The organism is Thermodesulfobacteriota bacterium, assembly GCA_035559815.1.
Taxonomy (GTDB): Bacteria; Desulfobacterota_D; UBA1144; order Nemesobacterales; family CSP1-2; genus DATMAT01.
This window is the reverse complement of record DATMAT010000035.1, coordinates 1-18,194: the sequence shown is the minus strand read 5'-3', so window position 1 is coordinate 18,194 and position 18,194 is coordinate 1. Positions and strand designations below refer to the sequence as shown.

At 45.1% G+C, this 18,194-nt stretch carries 11 protein-coding genes; 8 read left to right on the top strand and 3 right to left on the bottom strand.

What is annotated here, in order from left to right; all coding sequences use genetic code 11:
- Position 1: 1 nt before the first annotated feature.
- Entirely contained in the window at positions 2 to 2,797 is a 2,796-nt protein-coding gene (locus VNN20_10050) for a 2-oxoglutarate dehydrogenase E1 component (GenBank protein ID HWP92523.1), read from the bottom strand.
- Between the two features lie 730 nt (positions 2,798 to 3,527).
- Between VNN20_10050 and VNN20_10045 the strand changes: the two genes are divergently transcribed.
- The 8 genes from VNN20_10045 (at position 3,528) to VNN20_10010 (ending at position 17,283) form a co-directional block, all read left to right on the top strand.
- Positions 3,528 to 4,445 (top strand): ATP-binding cassette domain-containing protein, encoded by a 918-nt coding sequence (locus tag VNN20_10045; GenBank protein ID HWP92522.1) that lies wholly within the window; start codon positions 3,528 to 3,530, stop codon positions 4,443 to 4,445.
- A gap of 7 nt (positions 4,446 to 4,452) precedes the next feature.
- Entirely contained in the window at positions 4,453 to 5,205 is a 753-nt protein-coding gene (locus VNN20_10040; protein HWP92521.1) for an ABC transporter permease, read from the top strand.
- Entirely contained in the window at positions 5,202 to 6,566 is a 1,365-nt protein-coding gene (locus VNN20_10035; GenBank protein ID HWP92520.1) for a GldG family protein, read from the top strand. Before VNN20_10040 ends, VNN20_10035 begins: the two co-directional genes overlap by 4 nt.
- Positions 6,567 to 6,733: 167 nt before the next feature.
- The gene (locus VNN20_10030) at positions 6,734 to 8,077 is read left to right on the top strand and encodes a DUF4340 domain-containing protein (GenBank protein ID HWP92519.1); all 1,344 of its coding nucleotides are present in this window, start codon (positions 6,734 to 6,736) and stop codon (positions 8,075 to 8,077) included.
- A 365-nt stretch (positions 8,078 to 8,442) separates the two neighbouring features.
- Complete coding sequence (locus VNN20_10025) at positions 8,443 to 11,121, top strand: DEAD/DEAH box helicase family protein (GenBank protein HWP92518.1); 2,679 nt, start codon at positions 8,443 to 8,445, stop codon at positions 11,119 to 11,121.
- Positions 11,118 to 12,617 (top strand): class I SAM-dependent DNA methyltransferase, encoded by a 1,500-nt coding sequence (locus VNN20_10020; GenBank protein HWP92517.1) that lies wholly within the window; start codon positions 11,118 to 11,120, stop codon positions 12,615 to 12,617. The genes VNN20_10025 and VNN20_10020 overlap by 4 nt, the downstream gene beginning before the upstream one ends.
- Before the next feature lie 41 nt (positions 12,618 to 12,658).
- Entirely contained in the window at positions 12,659 to 13,813 is a 1,155-nt protein-coding gene (locus tag VNN20_10015) for a restriction endonuclease subunit S (protein ID HWP92516.1), read from the top strand.
- Positions 13,813 to 17,283 (top strand): P-loop NTPase fold protein, encoded by a 3,471-nt coding sequence (locus VNN20_10010; protein ID HWP92515.1) that lies wholly within the window; start codon positions 13,813 to 13,815, stop codon positions 17,281 to 17,283. Before VNN20_10015 ends, VNN20_10010 begins: the two co-directional genes overlap by 1 nt.
- An 18-nt stretch (positions 17,284 to 17,301) precedes the next feature.
- Here the strand turns inward: VNN20_10010 and VNN20_10005 are convergent, their stop codons facing one another.
- Entirely contained in the window at positions 17,302 to 17,871 is a 570-nt protein-coding gene (locus VNN20_10005) for a hypothetical protein (protein ID HWP92514.1), read from the bottom strand.
- 19 nt (positions 17,872 to 17,890) lie between these two features.
- On the bottom strand, positions 17,891 to 18,194 hold a 304-nt coding region (locus tag VNN20_10000), incomplete at its 5' end, for an amino acid--tRNA ligase-related protein (GenBank protein HWP92513.1).

The window sequence follows — 18,194 nt, the reverse complement described above, 5'->3', positions numbered from 1 at the left end:
GTTAGGTATTTTTTAACCAAATAATATCTGTTTCCTTGAGCCGGGTTATTTCTGACTTACTGTAGGCCTGTTCTATCAGGGCATCTTGATTAACTTTGTGATGAGAGGAAGAACCCTCTGCCGGACTGGATAGGGCGCGGCGTCCGATGTAGTGTATGGGAAGTCCACCCGAAAGCTTTTTCAGTCGAGGCGCGATGTACCTCCATGCCCCCATGTTTTCCGGTTCTTCTTGTAACCAAACCACCTCTTTAAGCTTGGTGTATTTGCCTATCGCTTCCTTGATCTCGCTCTTGGGCAGGGGGTAGAGTTGTTCTACCCGGACCAAGGCCGTATCCGGGTTTTTACCCCTTAATTCGCTCGATACCAGGTCTACATACACCTTGCCGCTACATAAAATAAGACGGTGTACCTTATCCGGTTTCTTCTGTGCTTTATCATCATCTATAACCGGTTGCCAGCTACCTTCGGCAAGGTCGCGGAGGGATGATGCCACAAAAGGATGCCTCAAGAGGCTTTTTGGAGTCATCACGATGAGAGGCAGCGGGTCAGTCTTTAAAAGAAGTGCTTGTCTCCTCAGGAGGTGGAAATACTGGGCGGAGGTAGTACAGTTGGCTACACGCATATTGGTGTCCGCACAAAGCTGCAGGAATCGCTCTAGCCTTCCACTAGAGTGGTCGGGGCCCTGCCCCTCGTATCCATGGGGCAAAAGCAACACCAGAGACGGTGTCTGCCCCCATTTGGACCTCGCCGACACCAAGAACTCATCAATCATCGTCTGAGCGCCGTTGATGAAATCGCCGTACTGGGCTTCCCATACTACCAATCTCTCCGGTTCCTGAATGTTGTAACCGTACTCGAAACCAATCGCCGCATTCTCGGTGAGAGGGCTATTATGTATCTCGAAAGATGCCTTGGCTTGGGGTATAGATTGGAGTGGTATGAATCTATTGCCGGTTTTCACATCGTGAAGGACGGCATGCCTGTGGCTGAAGGTTCCTCGTTCGGTATCCTGGCCGGTGAAACGAACGGCAATTCCGTCGGCCAAGATGGAGGCTAAAGCAAGGTCCTCAGCCATTCCCCAATCTATGGAGGGCTCATCCATGTTTTCAAGCGCCTTTCTTCTTCGCTCCCTGCCCCGGCGTAATTTTGGATGAATGGTGAAACCCTCCGGTGTCTTGATCAAAGCCTCGTTTAATTCGCGGAGTAAATCCGCTGGGACAGATGTCTTTGCTTTCCGAGCCGCACCCGGAGGAGGGGGTGATAAATGTGGGTCTATCGATTCTTCGGGTTTAAACGTCTCCAGCGCATTATGGAGTTCGGCCGTGTACTTATTCACTAGTTCTTCCGGCCAGTCCCTCTCTATTGTACTGAGCTCGATTAACGTATTTGCCCACAACTCTCGGACTGTAGGATGGTTTTCAATCTGCTGGTACATCAAAGGTTGAGTAAAACCGGGCTCGTCCGCCTCGTTATGGCCTAAACGTCGGTACCCTACCAGGTCGATCAAAATGTCCTTCTGAAATTGGGCCAGATAGGCAAAGGCCATTCTAGCCGCCTCGATGCAGGCAACGGGGTCGTCGGCATTGACGTGGATGATGGGGATTTCAAATCCTTTCGCCAAGTCGCTGGCATAAAGAGTGCTACGCCCCTCTTGGGGGGTGGTGGTGTAACCCAACTGGTTATTGGTAATGATGTGGATTGTGCCGCCGGTGAAGTAGCCTGGCAGGCGGGATAGATTTAGGGTTTCCGCAACCACTCCTTGCCCGGGAAAGCCGGCATCGCCATGTATTAATATGGGCAGGTTAACGGTATGGTCAAACGCGGGCGCCCCCGGCTTGTTCACGTAGGTGCTTGCCGCACGGGCCATGCCTTCTACCACCGGATTGACCGCCTCCAGATGGCTGGGGTTAGGGGCCAACGTAACTACCAAGTCGATTTGCTTGCCATTTCTGACCGCTCGTCTAGCCCCCTCGTGGTACTTTACGTCTCCGGTCCAGCCTAGGCTGTCATGAAAGTCCCGCTGTTGTACCGGGTCTTTGAATTTGGCCAATATCTGTGTGTATGGTTTGTTAAGAACGTGCGCCATTACGTTCAGACGCCCCCGGTGAGCCATGCCCAGCAAGATGTTGTGAATACCGGCTTCGGCGGCTTCGCCGATCATCTCGTCCAGCATCGGCACCAAAATATCCATGCCCTCTATGGAGAAACGAAACTTTCCCGGGAAGATACGATGCAGGAAGCGCTCGAAAACCTCCACCTGCGTCAGCCGTTCAAGGAGTGTTTTAGGGGCAATAGGGTCTTTAGGCGGCCGGAAACGGCCCGATTCAGCGGCCTCCCTGAGCCATTTCCTTTCTTCCGGTGCATGGATATGATGGAAGTCATATCCGGTAGTGGATGAATACACGGTACGCAGTTTCTCTATAGCCTCCCAGGCATTTGCCGAATTTTCCGACAGCGGGGTGTCAATCAAGCTGGCTGGGAGTTGACGAAGGTCTTCCTCGGTCAAGCCATGTGTATTAATATCCAAGGATGGGTCGCCTGGTGGCTTACTGCCGAGCGGGTCAAGCTGAGCGTCCAGGTGGCCGTAGGTGCGAATTGCCTGGGCTAGGTTAACTGCACCAACAATCTTCCTGACATCCGTCGTCTGCGCCGTGGGCAGACCGTCCGTCTCCGGCTTCCATTGGTCGAATAACGCCCTAGTTTTAGTGTCTACGGAATCTCTGTCTTTAAGATACCGCTCATAAAGCTCCAATATATAACCCGCATTGGGGCCATGAAAGTCCTTCCATATATTCATGATTATTTAAGAGTTCTCCTAAGGATTCATATATTGTTTATAGCTAGGAATTACAAAAGAATAATATCACAAAATGTATGATAGTAAACCATAAACATACTAGCCGATATAGGTTACTTAATAACTCTTAGATTATAATGGTCAGAATTTGAGATTTCGGTCAATGTAAGCATAAGTTATCTCTTTCAACGCTGTCATTCTCAATCGAAGATGAAGAATCTATATAGTATTAGATGCTTCGCTTCGCTCGGCATGACAATGTAAGCCGCTCGTGGGTTCCGTCATATAAGAAGGGCTCCAGAGTGACATTATAAAACTGAAATCATTCTACTAGATACAACTTGCTAAGGCGTTGTCCGTTTGATTAAATCCTGGCTATTATATGAGTTGTCATTTCGACAGGAGGGAGAAATCTTAGTGAGTAGTGTTTAGTGTTTGGTAATTAGTTTTTAGGTAATATTCCTAAGTTATGGTTTGAGATTCCTCGTTTCGGAATGGCAAGAATGAAGATGCCGTTACGACCACCTCTTCTTTTGTCATTTCGACCCAGCTCGTCGAAGGGGAGAAATCTTAAAAGAGGAGTTTACTCTTTTTTACACTGAGTTCAGCTAATGTGCTCGGAGAAGGCTCTTAGGAATAAAAACTTCTTTTTCGGCAGAAAATATTTACCCTTGACAACCCATCCTCATTGATTAAGTTTGTTTCTTAATTTTTTAGACTATTCCTAAACATGATCAAGGTAGAAAACCTCACCAAGCGATACGGAGAGTTGGTCGCCATAGACAACGTAAGCTTCGAAGTACAGCGCGGGGAGATCCTGGGGTTTCTGGGCCCGAACGGAGCCGGAAAGACTACCACCATGCGGATAATTACCGGCTATATGCCCCCGACAGAGGGAAGGGTTCATGTAGATGATTTCGACGTTCAGGAGTACCCGATGCAGGCAAAGGAGAGGATCGGGTACCTGCCGGAAAATCCCCCGCTCTATCGGGATATGTCCGTCGAGGGGTACCTCGACTTTGTTGCGGATATAAAAAAGGTCCCGGCAGGCGATAAAAAAAGTAAAATCGGATACGCCATGGAAAGGTGCGGTATTACCGATGTAAGAAAGCGGTTAATCGGTAATCTTTCTAAGGGCTATAGACAGAGAATAGGGATAGCTCAGGCGCTGGTGCATGACCCGGTTGTGCTGATACTGGACGAACCCACTATCGGTCTCGACCCCAAGCAAATAATAGAGATAAGGGAACTGATCAAGGGTTTATCCGGGGAACGCACCGTTATACTGAGCACCCACATATTACCTGAAGTTACCATGACCTGTACCAGAGTAGCCATAATCAACGAGGGCAAAATAGTGCTCGAGGAATCCCTAGATAGGCTTTCGGAAAAGGTAGGAAGCGCCCAAAATTTATTTCTCAAGATTAATTACAGGGGTACGGAGGTTAGGGAGAAGATATTAGCCCTGGAAGCAGTGCGTGATGTAGAGGAAGGCCCGTCCGGGGAATTTATAATTCGGTCTCAGGACGGGGTGGATATGAGAGAAGTAATAGCCAAAACCGTCGTCGAAAACGGATGGGGACTCCTGGAGTTGCGCCCCCTCACGCACACACTCGAAGAGATATTTCTCAAAGTCATATCAACCTGAGGAGCAGATGAAGGTTCTTTTCACCATATTAAAACGTGAGCTAAAGTCGTATTTTTCTTCCCCGGTTGCATACATCATCTTGGTTGTTTTTTTAGTACTCTCCGGAGTGTTTTTTTTCCTGTATTTACAGAGCTTTATAAGCTCTCAATTTGACCCCCGGTTTCAGCTCTTTAAGGAGAAGCTAAACCTTAATGAGTTTGTCGTCCGTCCCTATCTCGGCACCGTAAGCGTGGTGCTGCTTCTGATGATACCGGTCATCTCCATGAGGCTCATAGCGGAGGAGAAGAAGAACTACACCTCTGAGCTTCTCTTTACCTCACCTATCCGGGTGGTGCAGATAGTGCTGAGTAAATTTCTTGCCGCCCTTACGCTTTTCCTGATAATGCTACTTCTCTCCGCGATTCACCTGCTCATATTGGCGATTTATGGCAACCCCGACCTGGGTCCGGTGCTTTCGGGCTACCTGGGGCTTTTCTTATTGGGGGCCAGTTTTCTCTCCATCGGGCTATTTGCCTCCTCTCTAACCGAGAATCAGATAGTAGCCGCGGTTATCTCATTCGGCATACTGCTGGTTTTCTGGATACTGGGGGCTTCATCGGATGCGGATAGCTCGGTATTGGGCTATTTATCCATAATTAACCATTTTGACAACTTCACCAAGGGGGTGATCGAAGTAAAGGACGTAGTTTATTATCTATCTTTCAGCCTTTTCGGTCTTTTCCTCACCCAGGTTACACTAGATTCGGAGAGGTGGAGATGAGAAAAAAACGATTCCTCATTCACGGGACCAATGCCCTGGTGTTTGTCCTGGTAGTTCTTGGAATTCTGATAGTCATAAACTACATAGCATATAAGCGGGGCGGGAGACTGGATGTTACCCAGGAAAAGCTGTATTCGGTCTCGGACCAAACGGTTAAGACACTCCAGAATGTGAACAAGGATATAGAAGTGCTTGCCTTTTTTAAGGAGATCGGCACCGATAGAAGGGAGTTTCAGGATTTAATCAAGGAGTATGAAAGGAGGTCGGATAAGATAAAGGTAGTCTTCATCGACCCGGACAAAGACCCGGGTTTGGCAAAGAGCTACGACGTGAATGAGTATGGGACGGTCGTTCTGGTCAGTGGAGAGCAGAATATTAAGTTAGGATTATCAGACCTTATTTCCGGCGGTATCGTCAAAAACGCCGAGCAGGAATTAACCAATGCGCTCATAAAACTATCGAGGGGCATCAAAAAGACTGTCTTTTTCCTGACCGGTCATGGGGAAAGGGATATCAAAAATAATGCAGAGCCGGATGGGTTTGGAATGTTAAGCCAAGCTCTGGCCGACGAGGGCTACGAGGTTAAGGAACTTTTACTCCTGCGGGAATCGTCCGTACCTAAAGATAATTCCATTCTGGTGGTTGCCGGCCCGGAGAAGCCTCTATTGGAGAAAGAGGTGGAAGCGGTGAAGAAGTATCTTGAAGATGGCGGAAAGGCTGTATTTTTGGTCGAGCCACAGTCGGGGAATGAGGTAGTGGCGCTTTTAAAAGGCTACGGTATTGATTTAGGAGACAACGTCATCATCGACCCATCCTCTAAACTGGTAGGTGGCGGCGATGTAGCACCGATCGTGGCTCAATACCCGATTCACGATATAACCGACGATTTTAAATTTGCTACCCTTTTCCCTTATTCCAGGAGCATAGACCTGGTCGACCTGGACGGGATTAAAACCACGCTTATTGCCGAGACAAGCGAATATAGCTGGGCGGAAAAGGATTTGGCTCTTTTTGACCAGGGGGTTGCCCAGAAGGATTCGGACGACGAGCCCGGCCCGCTCGGAGTGGCTGCCGTGGCAGAAATTGGGGAGAAAACGAGAATAGCTGTGTTTGGAAGCGTAGATTTCGTGTCCAACCGGTTCTTCAATTTTTCCGGCAACAGCGATTTCTTTCTTAACACCATAAGCTGGATCGCCGGGGATGAAGAATTGATCTCCATCCGGCCCAGGATGGCCCGGGAAGGAAAATTGGCTATCACCGGAGACCAGTTGAAGATAATTTTTTCCTTAACGGTTGTTGTTCTTCCGGTAATTGTACTCGTTACCGGTATCGCCGTGTGGTGGAAGAGAAGAAATATGTGATGGTTGGATTGGTAAAATTCCAATTTTTACTCCTTCCCCCTTGCGGGGGGTGTAGTATTTGATGTGCAGTGTGCATCAAATGGAGATAAAGGGTAAGGATGGGGAGATTAATATTATCCACCGACTAAATTTCCCTGGAAGCGGTGGGAATGGATTGATCCAAGGAAATGGGTAATCATCTAAGGAAATTTGCAGGCACACTAATTGCCATTCTAATTTTGGCGCTTCTTCTCGCTTATCTTTTTTTGTTCGAATTGAAGAAAACGAGCGAGGAAGGGGAAGGCAACGGAGTAGTTTTTACCGATGTTAACAAAGAGCAAATAAATGAGATAAGTCTCAAATACCCTTCGCAAACGGTGATATGCCAAAAAAAGGGGGAGGGCTGGTTCGTCCTCAAGGATTCAAAGGGGTTTAAGGCTGACGACAACATTATTTCCAGAATGATTGCTGATATATCCGACATGAAAATGGAAAAGGTCGTCTCCGAGAATCCCACGGATTTGTCCGGGTTTGGCCTTAGCCAGCCCAAGGTAGAGGTGCTGGCAAAAGCGCCGGATAAGGAAATCCGATTGGCCATAGGCGATGAGAGCCCAGTGGGTACGGGGACGTACATCCTGGCAAACGGTGAGAATAAGGTGTTGCTGGTGGAGAGAGGTTCTATCCTGAGCTTCCTGGACCAGTCGGTAGATGATATTAGAGACAAGCAGGTTGTGAAACTGAGTGAGGACAAATTAAAAGGAATGAGGTTTAAATCAGGCGGTTTAACGTTCGAGCTGGAGAGAAAAGATGGCGAGTGGGCGGGGAAGGATATACTCGAATATGTAGAGATCGACCAGGATAAGATTTCGAGTGTTGCATCAACCTTGTCTAACCTGAGAATTCGTAATTTTGAGGACGATGAGCCTGAGGGGCTTAAATCCTACGGTTTAGATTCCCCTGGCACCGAGGTTGAGCTTATCCAGGACGGGGAGACCATACACATCCTCTTTGGAAACAAGAAAGAGGACGGGGGTTATTATTTAAAGCTCTCTTCGGGAGACTCGATCTATTCCGTACCCGATTACGTATTCGCCCAGGTTCCTAAAGAGCTTAATGACTTTAGAGTGGTTAGGGTTGTAAAGCTGGACCCGGAAAATGTGAGCCGGGTAGAGATTGAAAGAGGGGGGGACACTATTTCAATATTGAGGGAAGACGGCAACTGGGTTCTGGAAAATGAGAAGGATAAAAATGTTGACGAGGAGAAGGTTCAAGACCTTCTGGAAGAGATTAATGATATTACGGTAGAGGATTTTGTGGACGACAACCCGAGCGATTTAACCCCTTATGGGTTGGATAAGCCCGAGGTTCAGATTACGGTCTCGGAAGGGGACAAAAAGACGACTCTCCTTTTTGGTAAGACCGAGAATGAAAAGGTTTACGCCAAAGTCTCTGATGAGAAATCGGTTTACGCACTTCATGATGAAATACTTACAGTGATTCCCTCTTCTAAAGATGAGCTTTTAGAGAAATAAGTTGTAATAATGTGTTCATTTATTTCCCACATTCCTTCGACTTAGCTTAGAGCAGGCTCCGGCGAAGAATCTAATTTTAAGATGCTTCACGGAACGGTTTTATTTCATTAATCATTTTAGCGGATGCACATCCGCTCACCCTGAGCTGCGTCGAAGGGTGCTCAAACAGGCTTCAGATCACCGCGAAGCAATCCCTTATTTTGGACAAGTTTGAGCTTGCATAATATCTTTCTAAATACTAAAATCTAGACAAGAAAATGAATAAAGGTCTTCAAGAATATAATATCAAATTCCACAGGCCTTACCGAAACTTTCATCATTTCCTCTACCTTGGTTTATAATAAATTGAATTAGCGATTAGCAACATGAATGAAGCTGATACACGCGCTAACCTGATAGAACCAAAGTTAAAGGCTTCTGGGTGGGTAGGAACACAAGTGACGAGGGAGTATTACTATCAGCGTGATCGCCAATATACAGAGGGGCGGATTATTTTAGTTGGAGATAAGCATCGAAGGGGTAAACCACGTAAGGCTGACTACATACTAAGACTTACTGATGGTCTTATCATTGCTGCCGTAGAAGCTAAAGCGGAGTCTGAACCTGCTGAATCAGGTTTAGAGCAGGCAAAAGGCTATGCTAAAGACCTCGGGTTGGCTTTTGCCTATTCTACAAATGGAAATATAATCATCGAATATGATTTTTTTACACACTCTAGTTGCACTTTGGAAAGATTTCCTGCCCCGCAGGAACTATGGAATCGCTGGCTACTTAACACACGTATAACGGATACCAAGGAAATCCGTAAGGCAGCCGAAACATATAGTACTTATTCAAGTCCTCATACCCAACAACGTAATCCATTAACCCATTCGTATTGTCCTGAAATCCTTTGTGGTAAACAGCCATATTATTTTCAAGAAGTTGCTGTACGAGAAGTTATCAAACGGATTATGCGTGGACAAAGACGCATTCTTCTTGCTATGGCGACAGGTACCGGCAAGACTTTTATCGCTTTACAAATTGTTTGGAAACTAATAAAGTCGGGATGGCTTCAAGTTCGACATTCTGACAGGCCAGCACGAGTTCTCTTTTTGGCTGATAGAGTTATACTCCGCGATCAAGCATATAATACTTTTTCTCCCTTCACAGATGGTACTAGCGATCCTAGGAATCTGATTAGTGGGTATCCTCCGAATATGAACCGAGACCTTTATTTTGGGATATATCAAACACTTTGGAGCCCGGATGAGAATGGAGTTCGTTTATTTGAGCGATTTCCGAAAGATTTCTTTGACTTAGTAATTATTGACGAGTGTCATCGCTCCGGCTTTGGTACATGGCGGGAGATACTGGACCATTTTGGAAATGCTATTCATCTAGGTATGACCGCTACACCGAAGCAGAACGAAAATGTTGATACCTACTCTTATTTCTGCGCTGAGGAGACGGAGTTACCTACAGACCCGGAGCATCCAGAAAAAGGCACTTGGCGTCCTCCTGCCTACCAATACAGCTTTGGCCAAGGGATTGAAGATGGATTCTTGGCTACCTATAAGGTCCATCGCGTGCGAACTACGGTTGATGCAACTGGGCTTCATCTGGAGGATGCTATTGAGCAGGGGGCTGATGTTTTCATACCGGAAGAAGTTGAGCCACGTGAACTTTACACCACACCTCAGTTTGAGCGTGAAATCACACTTCCTGACCGCACCCGTACTATGGTTCAGCACCTTGCGAGTTTGCTTCGCCGCTTTGGCAAAATGGAAAAGACGATGGTGTTCTGCGTTGATATGGAACATGCCAGGTTAGTAGCAAGGCTTCTGCAAGACGAGTTTGGTCCAGAAACCGGACTGGACAATTATGCCCTACCAATTATTTCCGAGGAGGGAGAAGAGGGGCGTCGCTGGTTAGAGAATTTTGCAGATTCGGATAAAAAGGCACCAGTTGTAGCCACTACTGCCGAGCTTCTCTCTACTGGTGTGGATGTGCCACCTTGCAGAAATATTGTTTTTATGAAAACGCTCTCATCGCCAATTCTTTTTAAGCAAATAGTAGGGCGCGGAAGCCGTCTTGACTCAACAACCGACAAATATTGGTTCCGCATTATTGATTTTACTGGTGCCTCTCGTTTATTTGATGAATGGGACCGACCCCCCGGGCCACCGGCTGAGGCTCCAAAGGGACCTTTTACAGCCGGACTCGCTGGTCATGTAATCCATTTTCAAACCAGTGACCGTATCGTTGGAGCTTCGGTAAGTGTGCGTACCGGTCCGAATACCCAGCAGGGTCCTATATTAACGGATGACAATGGAGCCTTTGAGTTTACTAAGCTTCCAGTTGGGACAGTAACGCTCATTTGTAGTGCTACTGGATTTGTTCGTAGAGAAATTATCGTCGAGACTCTGGCCGATGAGAAGGTGACAATTGAAGTACCTCTAAAGCCTGAGAGGAAAGGGGTTAGTAGAATTCGGGTGGAAGGACTGGAAGTGAATATAGCTGATGAAGCCATATTCCTGATTGAAGGAACAGGCCAGCAGCTTTCCCTCAGCGAGTATAGAGATTACACCCGTCAGCAAATCATTAAGACTGCGCCAAACAAGAAAACGCTACGGGACATCTGGGTAAACTCCGCTCGTCGTAGTGCTTTCATAGAAGACCTTCGCCGTTCCAGCATTCACCCCGAAGTTTTAGCGGATATACTTGGAGAGTCTGAAGCTGATACTTTTGACCTTCTTGCCCATTTGGCTTTTGGAAGCCCGATACATACTCGGAGTGAGCGTGCATCCGCTTTTATAAACAGGGAGCAAGCCTTTACCGAGAGCTACAGTGGGGGAGCTCGCCGGGTTATATTAGAATTGATTGAAAAGTACCGCACTGCAGGAATTGAACAGATCACACCTGAAATCTTTAGCGTTTCTCCCTTCCGTGACATGGGTGGTGCGGTGAGAATTACTAAATTGTTTGGCACTACTAAGAAATTAAGCAATACACTAGAAGAGATTCAAAATAGAATTTATCCAGATACTGAGGTGATTGAATGAGCAACGGACAAACACGGCAGTCATTAGCCATTGATATTTGGCGGGCATGTGACATCCTCCGCCGTGACAACAACTGCGGCGGTGTAATGGAATATGTTGAGCACCTATCCTGGTTGCTTTTTCTGCGTTTTCTTGATGCTCAAGAAGAGGAATGGGAGACCCAGGCGAAGCTCTCTGGGCGCTCGTATCAAAGAATTCTAGACGGTGAGCTTAGATGGAATGCCTGGGCTACAAAGGACTGGCGTGCAGAGAATTTAATTAGTTTTGTTCATGCACAGCTAATTCCCTATCTTCAAACACTAGAAGGCGATCTCCTTCGGAACACGATTAAGAGCATATTTGCTGAGCGCAACGTGATTGTGTGCGCTTCGGGATACAACCTTAAAGATGTATTACAAATTATCAATGGAATAGACTTTCACAGCCATGACGATATTTTTACCGTCTCTCAGGTTTATGAAGAACTCTTACGCCGTCTGGGAAGCGAAAATCGGCTAGCGGGTGAGTTTTATACCCCACGTCCGGTGATTAGGTTTATTGTTGAACTCATTAATCCACAAATTGGTGAAACCATTTACGACCCTGCATGTGGTACATGTGGTTTTTTAGCCCAGGCTTATCTTAGGATGAAGGCACATGAACGTTCGATCGAAGATTACAAGATGCTACAAGAACAAACCTTTTTCGGACAAGAAAAGAAACCTATACCGGCACTCTTAGGATTAATGAACATGGTTCTACACGGTGTCGCTGCGCCTCGAATACTTCGTAAAAACACCCTTGAAGAGAATATACGTAGTGTCACCGAACGCTACGATGCAATAATGACTAATCCACCCTTTGGGGGCACTGAAGGTAGGCATATACAGCAGAACTTTCCTGTACAGTCACAGGCAACAGAGTTGCTGTTTCTACAGCATATTATGAAAAAGCTAAAACCCCTTGACGGAGCTCGGTGTGGAATGGTTGTTCCGGAGGGAACGCTCTTTAGGGGTGATGCTTTTGCTACTGTAAAAAAGGACCTTTTAGACCAATTTGAACTTCACACTATAGTGAGCTTGCCTCCCGGCACTTTCGCGCCCTATTCCGATGTCAAAACTGCGCTTCTTTTCTTTGACCGTCCCGGTCCCACAAGAGAGATTTGGTATTATGAGCTTCCCATACCGGAGGGGCTTAAGAAGTTTAGCAAGGGGAGTCCTATTCAAGACGACCACTTTGCTGAGGCACGTGAGCTTTGGCAGAAATGGAATGATTATAGGAGGGATAGGGGGCTTCGTCCTAGCCCTACGGGGCGTTCATGGATAATTCCCGTAGAGGATATTAAGAAGCGCAGCTATGACCTCACTGCCCGTAACCCAAATCGCCCTGAAGGTGAACAATTGCCAATGCCAATGGAGGTTGTAGCAAGTCTCATGGAAAAAGAACGTGAGATCATGGGGATTGTTGAAGAGTTGAGCGATCTGCTAAATAACCAGCAAAACGGGGAGAGATTGTAGTGACTGAGAGACCTTTCAAATTGCCTCCACGTTGGCGGTGGGTGAAGTTAGAGGAAGTATGTGAAATAATTATGGGTCAATCCCCACCGAGTAAAACATACAACGATATTGGCGAGGGTCTGCCTTTCTTTCAAGGGAAGGCTGATTTTGGGGAAATTTATCCGATTCCGCGTGTTTGGTGTATATCTCCTCAGAAAGTAGCTCAATCAGGAGATGTCTTGATAAGCGTGAGAGCTCCTGTTGGTCCAACGAATTTAGCAAAGGAAGTATGCTGTATTGGCAGGGGACTAGCTGCACTCCGACCTAATAGTGGTTTGGATAAAATGTGGCTTCTGTACTACCTACGAAATGCTGAGACTGAAATTTCAAGCTATGGAAAGGGTTCAGCCTTTACGGCTATAACTAAGAAGCACCTTGTTGAACTTTTGCTACCTCTCCCACCCCTAGACGAGCAACGTCGTATTGTAGAAATGCTAGAGACACTAATGGAACGTGTAAGGGAGGCTAGGCGCCTTCGAGCAGAAGCCCGTCATGACGCAAATCGCTTGATGCAGGTTGCCCTTGACGAAGTCTTTTCTAAAAATAGAGACATTAAACAGGATCAAAAAACAGTTTGTGATATCCTAATAGACAAACCTCAATACGGTCTTTCTAAGAAAGCCTCCTCGGAGGCTATCGGAGTACCTATTTTACGTATGGGTAATATAGTTGAGGGGAATGTATCTCTTGACGATCTGAAATACATAGATTTATCTCCTGAAGAAGAAGCAAAGTACTCGGTTCACGAAGGAAACATCTTATTTAACAGAACTAATAGTGCCGAGCTAGTAGGTAAAAGTGCTGTTTATGAGGATAGTAGAAAAGCCGTTTTTGCTTCTTATTTGATTCGTTTAAAGGTTGATTTCTCAAAAGCACTTCCAAGATATGTTGTTTTCTATATCAATTCACCTCAAGGTCAAAAATACCTACAATCCCAACAAACTCGAGCAATTGGCCAAGTCAACGTGAATGCTAAGAAACTTCAAGCGATGCCAATACCTTTGCCATCTCTTAACGAGCAACACTCTATCATAGCTTATCTAGAACAGATTCGAGCTAGAGTTCAAGCACTCAAGCGAGTGCAGGAAGTGACTGAAAGAGAGTTCCATCGCTTAGAGCAGGCGATTTTAGGTAAGGCGTTTAGGGGGGAGTTGTGATGGAAGATTTTCAACCACTTCAAACGACAACGGACTGTAGAACTAGGATCTTGTCTGATTTACCGGCTGAAGCAGACGCCTTTGGATCTCATCAGCGTGTCGCGCAGGCTATCGCAACACTTATCAGAGAAGAAGATGGCGGTAAGGCTATTGCGTTAACTGGTTCATGGGGAAGCGGGAAATCTACTGTCGTTAAATTCTTGAAATCACTTCTTAGTGAGTCTGCAAAAGCGAATACTCATACAATAAATGTCTTCGTTTTCGATGCTTGGGCTCATCAGGGAGATCCCTTGCGACGCTCCTTTCTTGAAACTTTTATCCAATTCCATGGGAATATAGCGGAAAAGTGGAAAAATGACATAGAGAGAATCACAAGACGCAGAGAAGAAACTGATACAACTTCCGAGCCGATCCTTACTTTCCCAGGTAAGCTTATTGCACTGTGTGCGCTCTTCCTTCCTTTAGGATATATGCTTTTCAGTACACTATTTGACCAGAATTATTTAGATCCTAACTTTTTTAATATTCGAGTACCTCTCTGGCTTGTGGGTCTACTTTTGTCACTGTTACCTTTGATAGTGGGATTCTTTACTTGGATTGCCTGGAAACCTACTTGGCGTTTTTGGAAGAAGGAGTTCTGGACCCAGTATCGTTCACCTCATGAAGGAGACAGTATAGTCAGCTTATTCATTCACAAAACAAGGGAAATTAATAAATCAACAACAATCCGAACACCTGATCCAACTTCACTGGAGTTTAGAGATATTTTCACCCGCATACTGAACGATACCATTGGTAAATCAAATCAGAAGTTGGTGATTATTATTGATAACCTTGATCGAGTAGATCCTCAAGAAGCCTTGGCCATCTGGTCTACTATGCGTACCTTTTTTGAATGGGATAGTCAAATGGCGCATTCCTGGATGAGGCAATTCTGGCTTTTGGTTCCTTTTGATCCAACTTCACTAAATCGATTGTGGGGCTCTGAGGGACATGGAAGTGGTCACTTGATTACCGCATTTGTTGATAAAACTTTCCAAACCACTTTTCATGTTCCTCCACCCGTACTTTCGGATTGGAAGGAATTCCTTATCAACCAGTTGGAGATAGCTTTACCTGATCATCAACCAAAAGATTTCCACATCATATATCGTCTCTACCGTTTAAAAGGTATAGCAGCGACTCGTCCCCCTACACCTCGAGATATAAAGCTTTTTATTAACAAGATCGGTGCCTATCATAGAATTTGGGGTGATAAAGTTTCCTTACAATTCCAGGCATTATATGTTCTCTGTGCAAACGAATTACAAGCTTCGGAAGAGGCTTTTGTAAAAGCCGATTTTGTTGACAGGCGCATCCAACGCTTGGTTGGAGACGACTTTCTACGATGGCTAGCCGTCCTACATTATAGTGTGGAGCCACCTGATAAAGCTCTCCAAGTTTTGATTGGCAAGCAGATCGAAGACGCTTTGAGTAAAGGGGATTATAAAAATCTTAAGAAACTAGAGAATATACCGGGATTTCTAGAAGTCTGTGAGCACATCGTAGAGGAAAATCAAGAAGCGTGGGCAAAGACGGAGCCAGACACTATTGCGACTGCAGGCCGTGCATTTGATGGTCTTGAAACACAGGGGTTACAAATGATCTGGCGAGGACTACAGAATGCAGTTTGCGGAGTAGAATACTGGAAGAAACTTGATGAAGAAGTCGGAAGTGGCATCATTGCCATTTTAAAAAATTGTCAAGCTGAAAACTACAAGGACCTCGCAAGTCATATTCTTGGAACCCTTACAAGAACTTCCTTACCACACACAGAAAAAGAAGGAGAGAAAATCTTTGATTCCACACGAGTTAAGCAGTGGGTGAAGGGTACATTACAAGTTATAAAAACAGTGCATGAGGCTGGTTATAAGGAACTGATTAAGAAGATCTTTGGTGTACCAGGTGATGCGAGTTTCTATATTGAGATAATGATTAGATTACGTGAAGAGGTAAGCGCAGAGGAACTTGCAGAATATTTTACCCCAAAAGCTGAACCTGAGCATATTGTGGATGAACTTGCAAGGATTTGTAATAGTGGGAAATTAGTAGAAGCGCACGCTGAGTCTATAGATTTTATGACTAAGATTGGAAGTGAATGGCCTTGGAAGAAACTTGTTAATGATCTTAATCAACGGCTGCAAGGCAGCAATAATTTACAGACTCAAGAGATTGCAGGATGCGTTAAAGCAATGATTTACCTCGTGCATAGAGAAGTGATTCCCCAAGCAAAGGCGAACCTACAACAACTTTGTACCCATGGACATCTGATGCACCATCTACATAAAGCGCAAGCTGGAAAGGACGCAAAGGCTATTGCCTTGTGTATTTTCCCTATATTTGATTTTACCCCAACTGGCAACCTTCAATCTCAAATAGGGAACTCGGCTGCCGGTCTTGATGCGTACAATGTGATACTCACGGATCCAAATAGCAGTAAGGAAGTTATTGAGCATCTTGTTTCTCTAATTCTTAAGTTTCATAAAGTAGAAGATCTGCCCACTAAAGTATCAACAGCACCAAATACTGAGCCTTTGGTAAAAGCTATTCTAGAAATGATTGCACAGCGGGATGATACACATAAACACATTTCGCCATCTATCTTAATTAATCATTATCATTATTTCAAAAAGACTTTGTCTGAAGATATACTGAAAAACCTTATTAAGAAACTCATCTTGAAGGCAAATCTGCTCTCAATTCTTACTGAACATACTTTTTCTGAGGATTTAGCCGGACTTTATATTCTTGCTTATGAAATGGGTATTGATCAAGAGCACACTGATTATACGAATTTTTTGCTTGATGGCATTCGCACTGTGCAAAAAGATACTTGGCTACAAGAGCTAAAGCATGAAGGCCAACTCTTGGAAATAGCATTACGTTTAGCAGAGAATGGAGAATCTACAGAACTAACGACAAACTTCCTCGATGCACTACTTGATCATGCTCGAAAAATTATGGATGGACAGGCTCAGCCTGTAAAGTTTCGTGAAAAGTGGTCATTGGTACTTTCTGTGCTCGTAGATCCGTCAAAACAAACTTTTCTACGTAATTTGAGGGATGAACTTATCAATGAGCCAAATAAAGAAATTGAGCCAATTTTAGCCTTGTATGGCAATGAACTAATGGAATCAGGATTGCTTGATGAGGAAGCTGACAAGATAGTTAGGCATTTGTTTACCCAAATCCTTACCAAGAGAAATCTTAAGGAATTGAAGTGGGTTCAGAGGGCTGTTAATCAAAGACCTAGAATCCTAGAGAAGTGTATGAGTGCTTCAAAAATTGATTTCCAGGACCGAGTTAGAAGTGCATTAACGGAAGTAGAGATGAGCAGTGAAGTGAGACTGGAAGTTGAGAAGATTGCTCAGGAGTGTGGAATAGATTTAGCGAAGACTGCGGCTGAAAGTGACAATTCCAAAGACAATTAAGTTATCGTTATTTCATACTTATGTAATTTGTTCTGATTGTCTTTTCTTTAACATTGCTTCACCAAAGGAAACAAGTATTGATTGATCTGATATCTCTGAATCGGGAGAAAATGGCACAATAATTCGTGCTTGAGAAAAGTATAATAGAATCCAGAGATTAAGGCGCATTCTAAGGGGTTTCCTAACACGATTTATTATCTGCCAGTTGTAATCCTGATTATATGGAATAGCAAGAGCTAGATGGAGTTCATTATTTTCTGAATCATCGTAGTATGAAACAACGCTTGCTAGCGCACGATCAAAATTATTTCTTAGGGTTGATTGTTTCCCTTCACCCAAGCCTTTGCATTCAACTTTCCAAATTCTCTTTTCATTTTTAGCAACTATATCTGGTCCTTGTGAATTCCATGAGACTCCTGATAGAGTCAATCCAATACTTGCTAGTTTTTCTTCAATTAGTTTTCTTTGTTCCCCCGCGTCAAGATCCTGTCTAATTGCGGGTGAGATCTGTACTAACTGGTAACCCTCTTTGAAAAGCCATAAAACCGTCTCGGACAGGACATCATATTCAGAAACCTTTTCCGCCATCTCTCTAATCCAGTGGTATTTACTTCTCCTTCAAGTCCACCTTAATTTTCAACTCCAGTAGCTGCCTCGTATCAACCGGCGAAGGGGCTTCGGTGAGGGGGCAGAAGCCCTTCTGGGTCTTGGGAAAGGCAATCACGTCTCTTATGGAATCCACACCGGCAATGAGCATGGTCAATCTGTCCAGCCCAAGGGCGATGCCTCCATGAGGCGGCGCTCCGAACTCTAGAGCCTCTAGCAAAAATCCAAATTTCTTCTTTGCCTCCTCCGGCTCTAACCCGATTTTGTCGAATAGTTTCTTTTGTATATCGCTCCTATGTATTCTG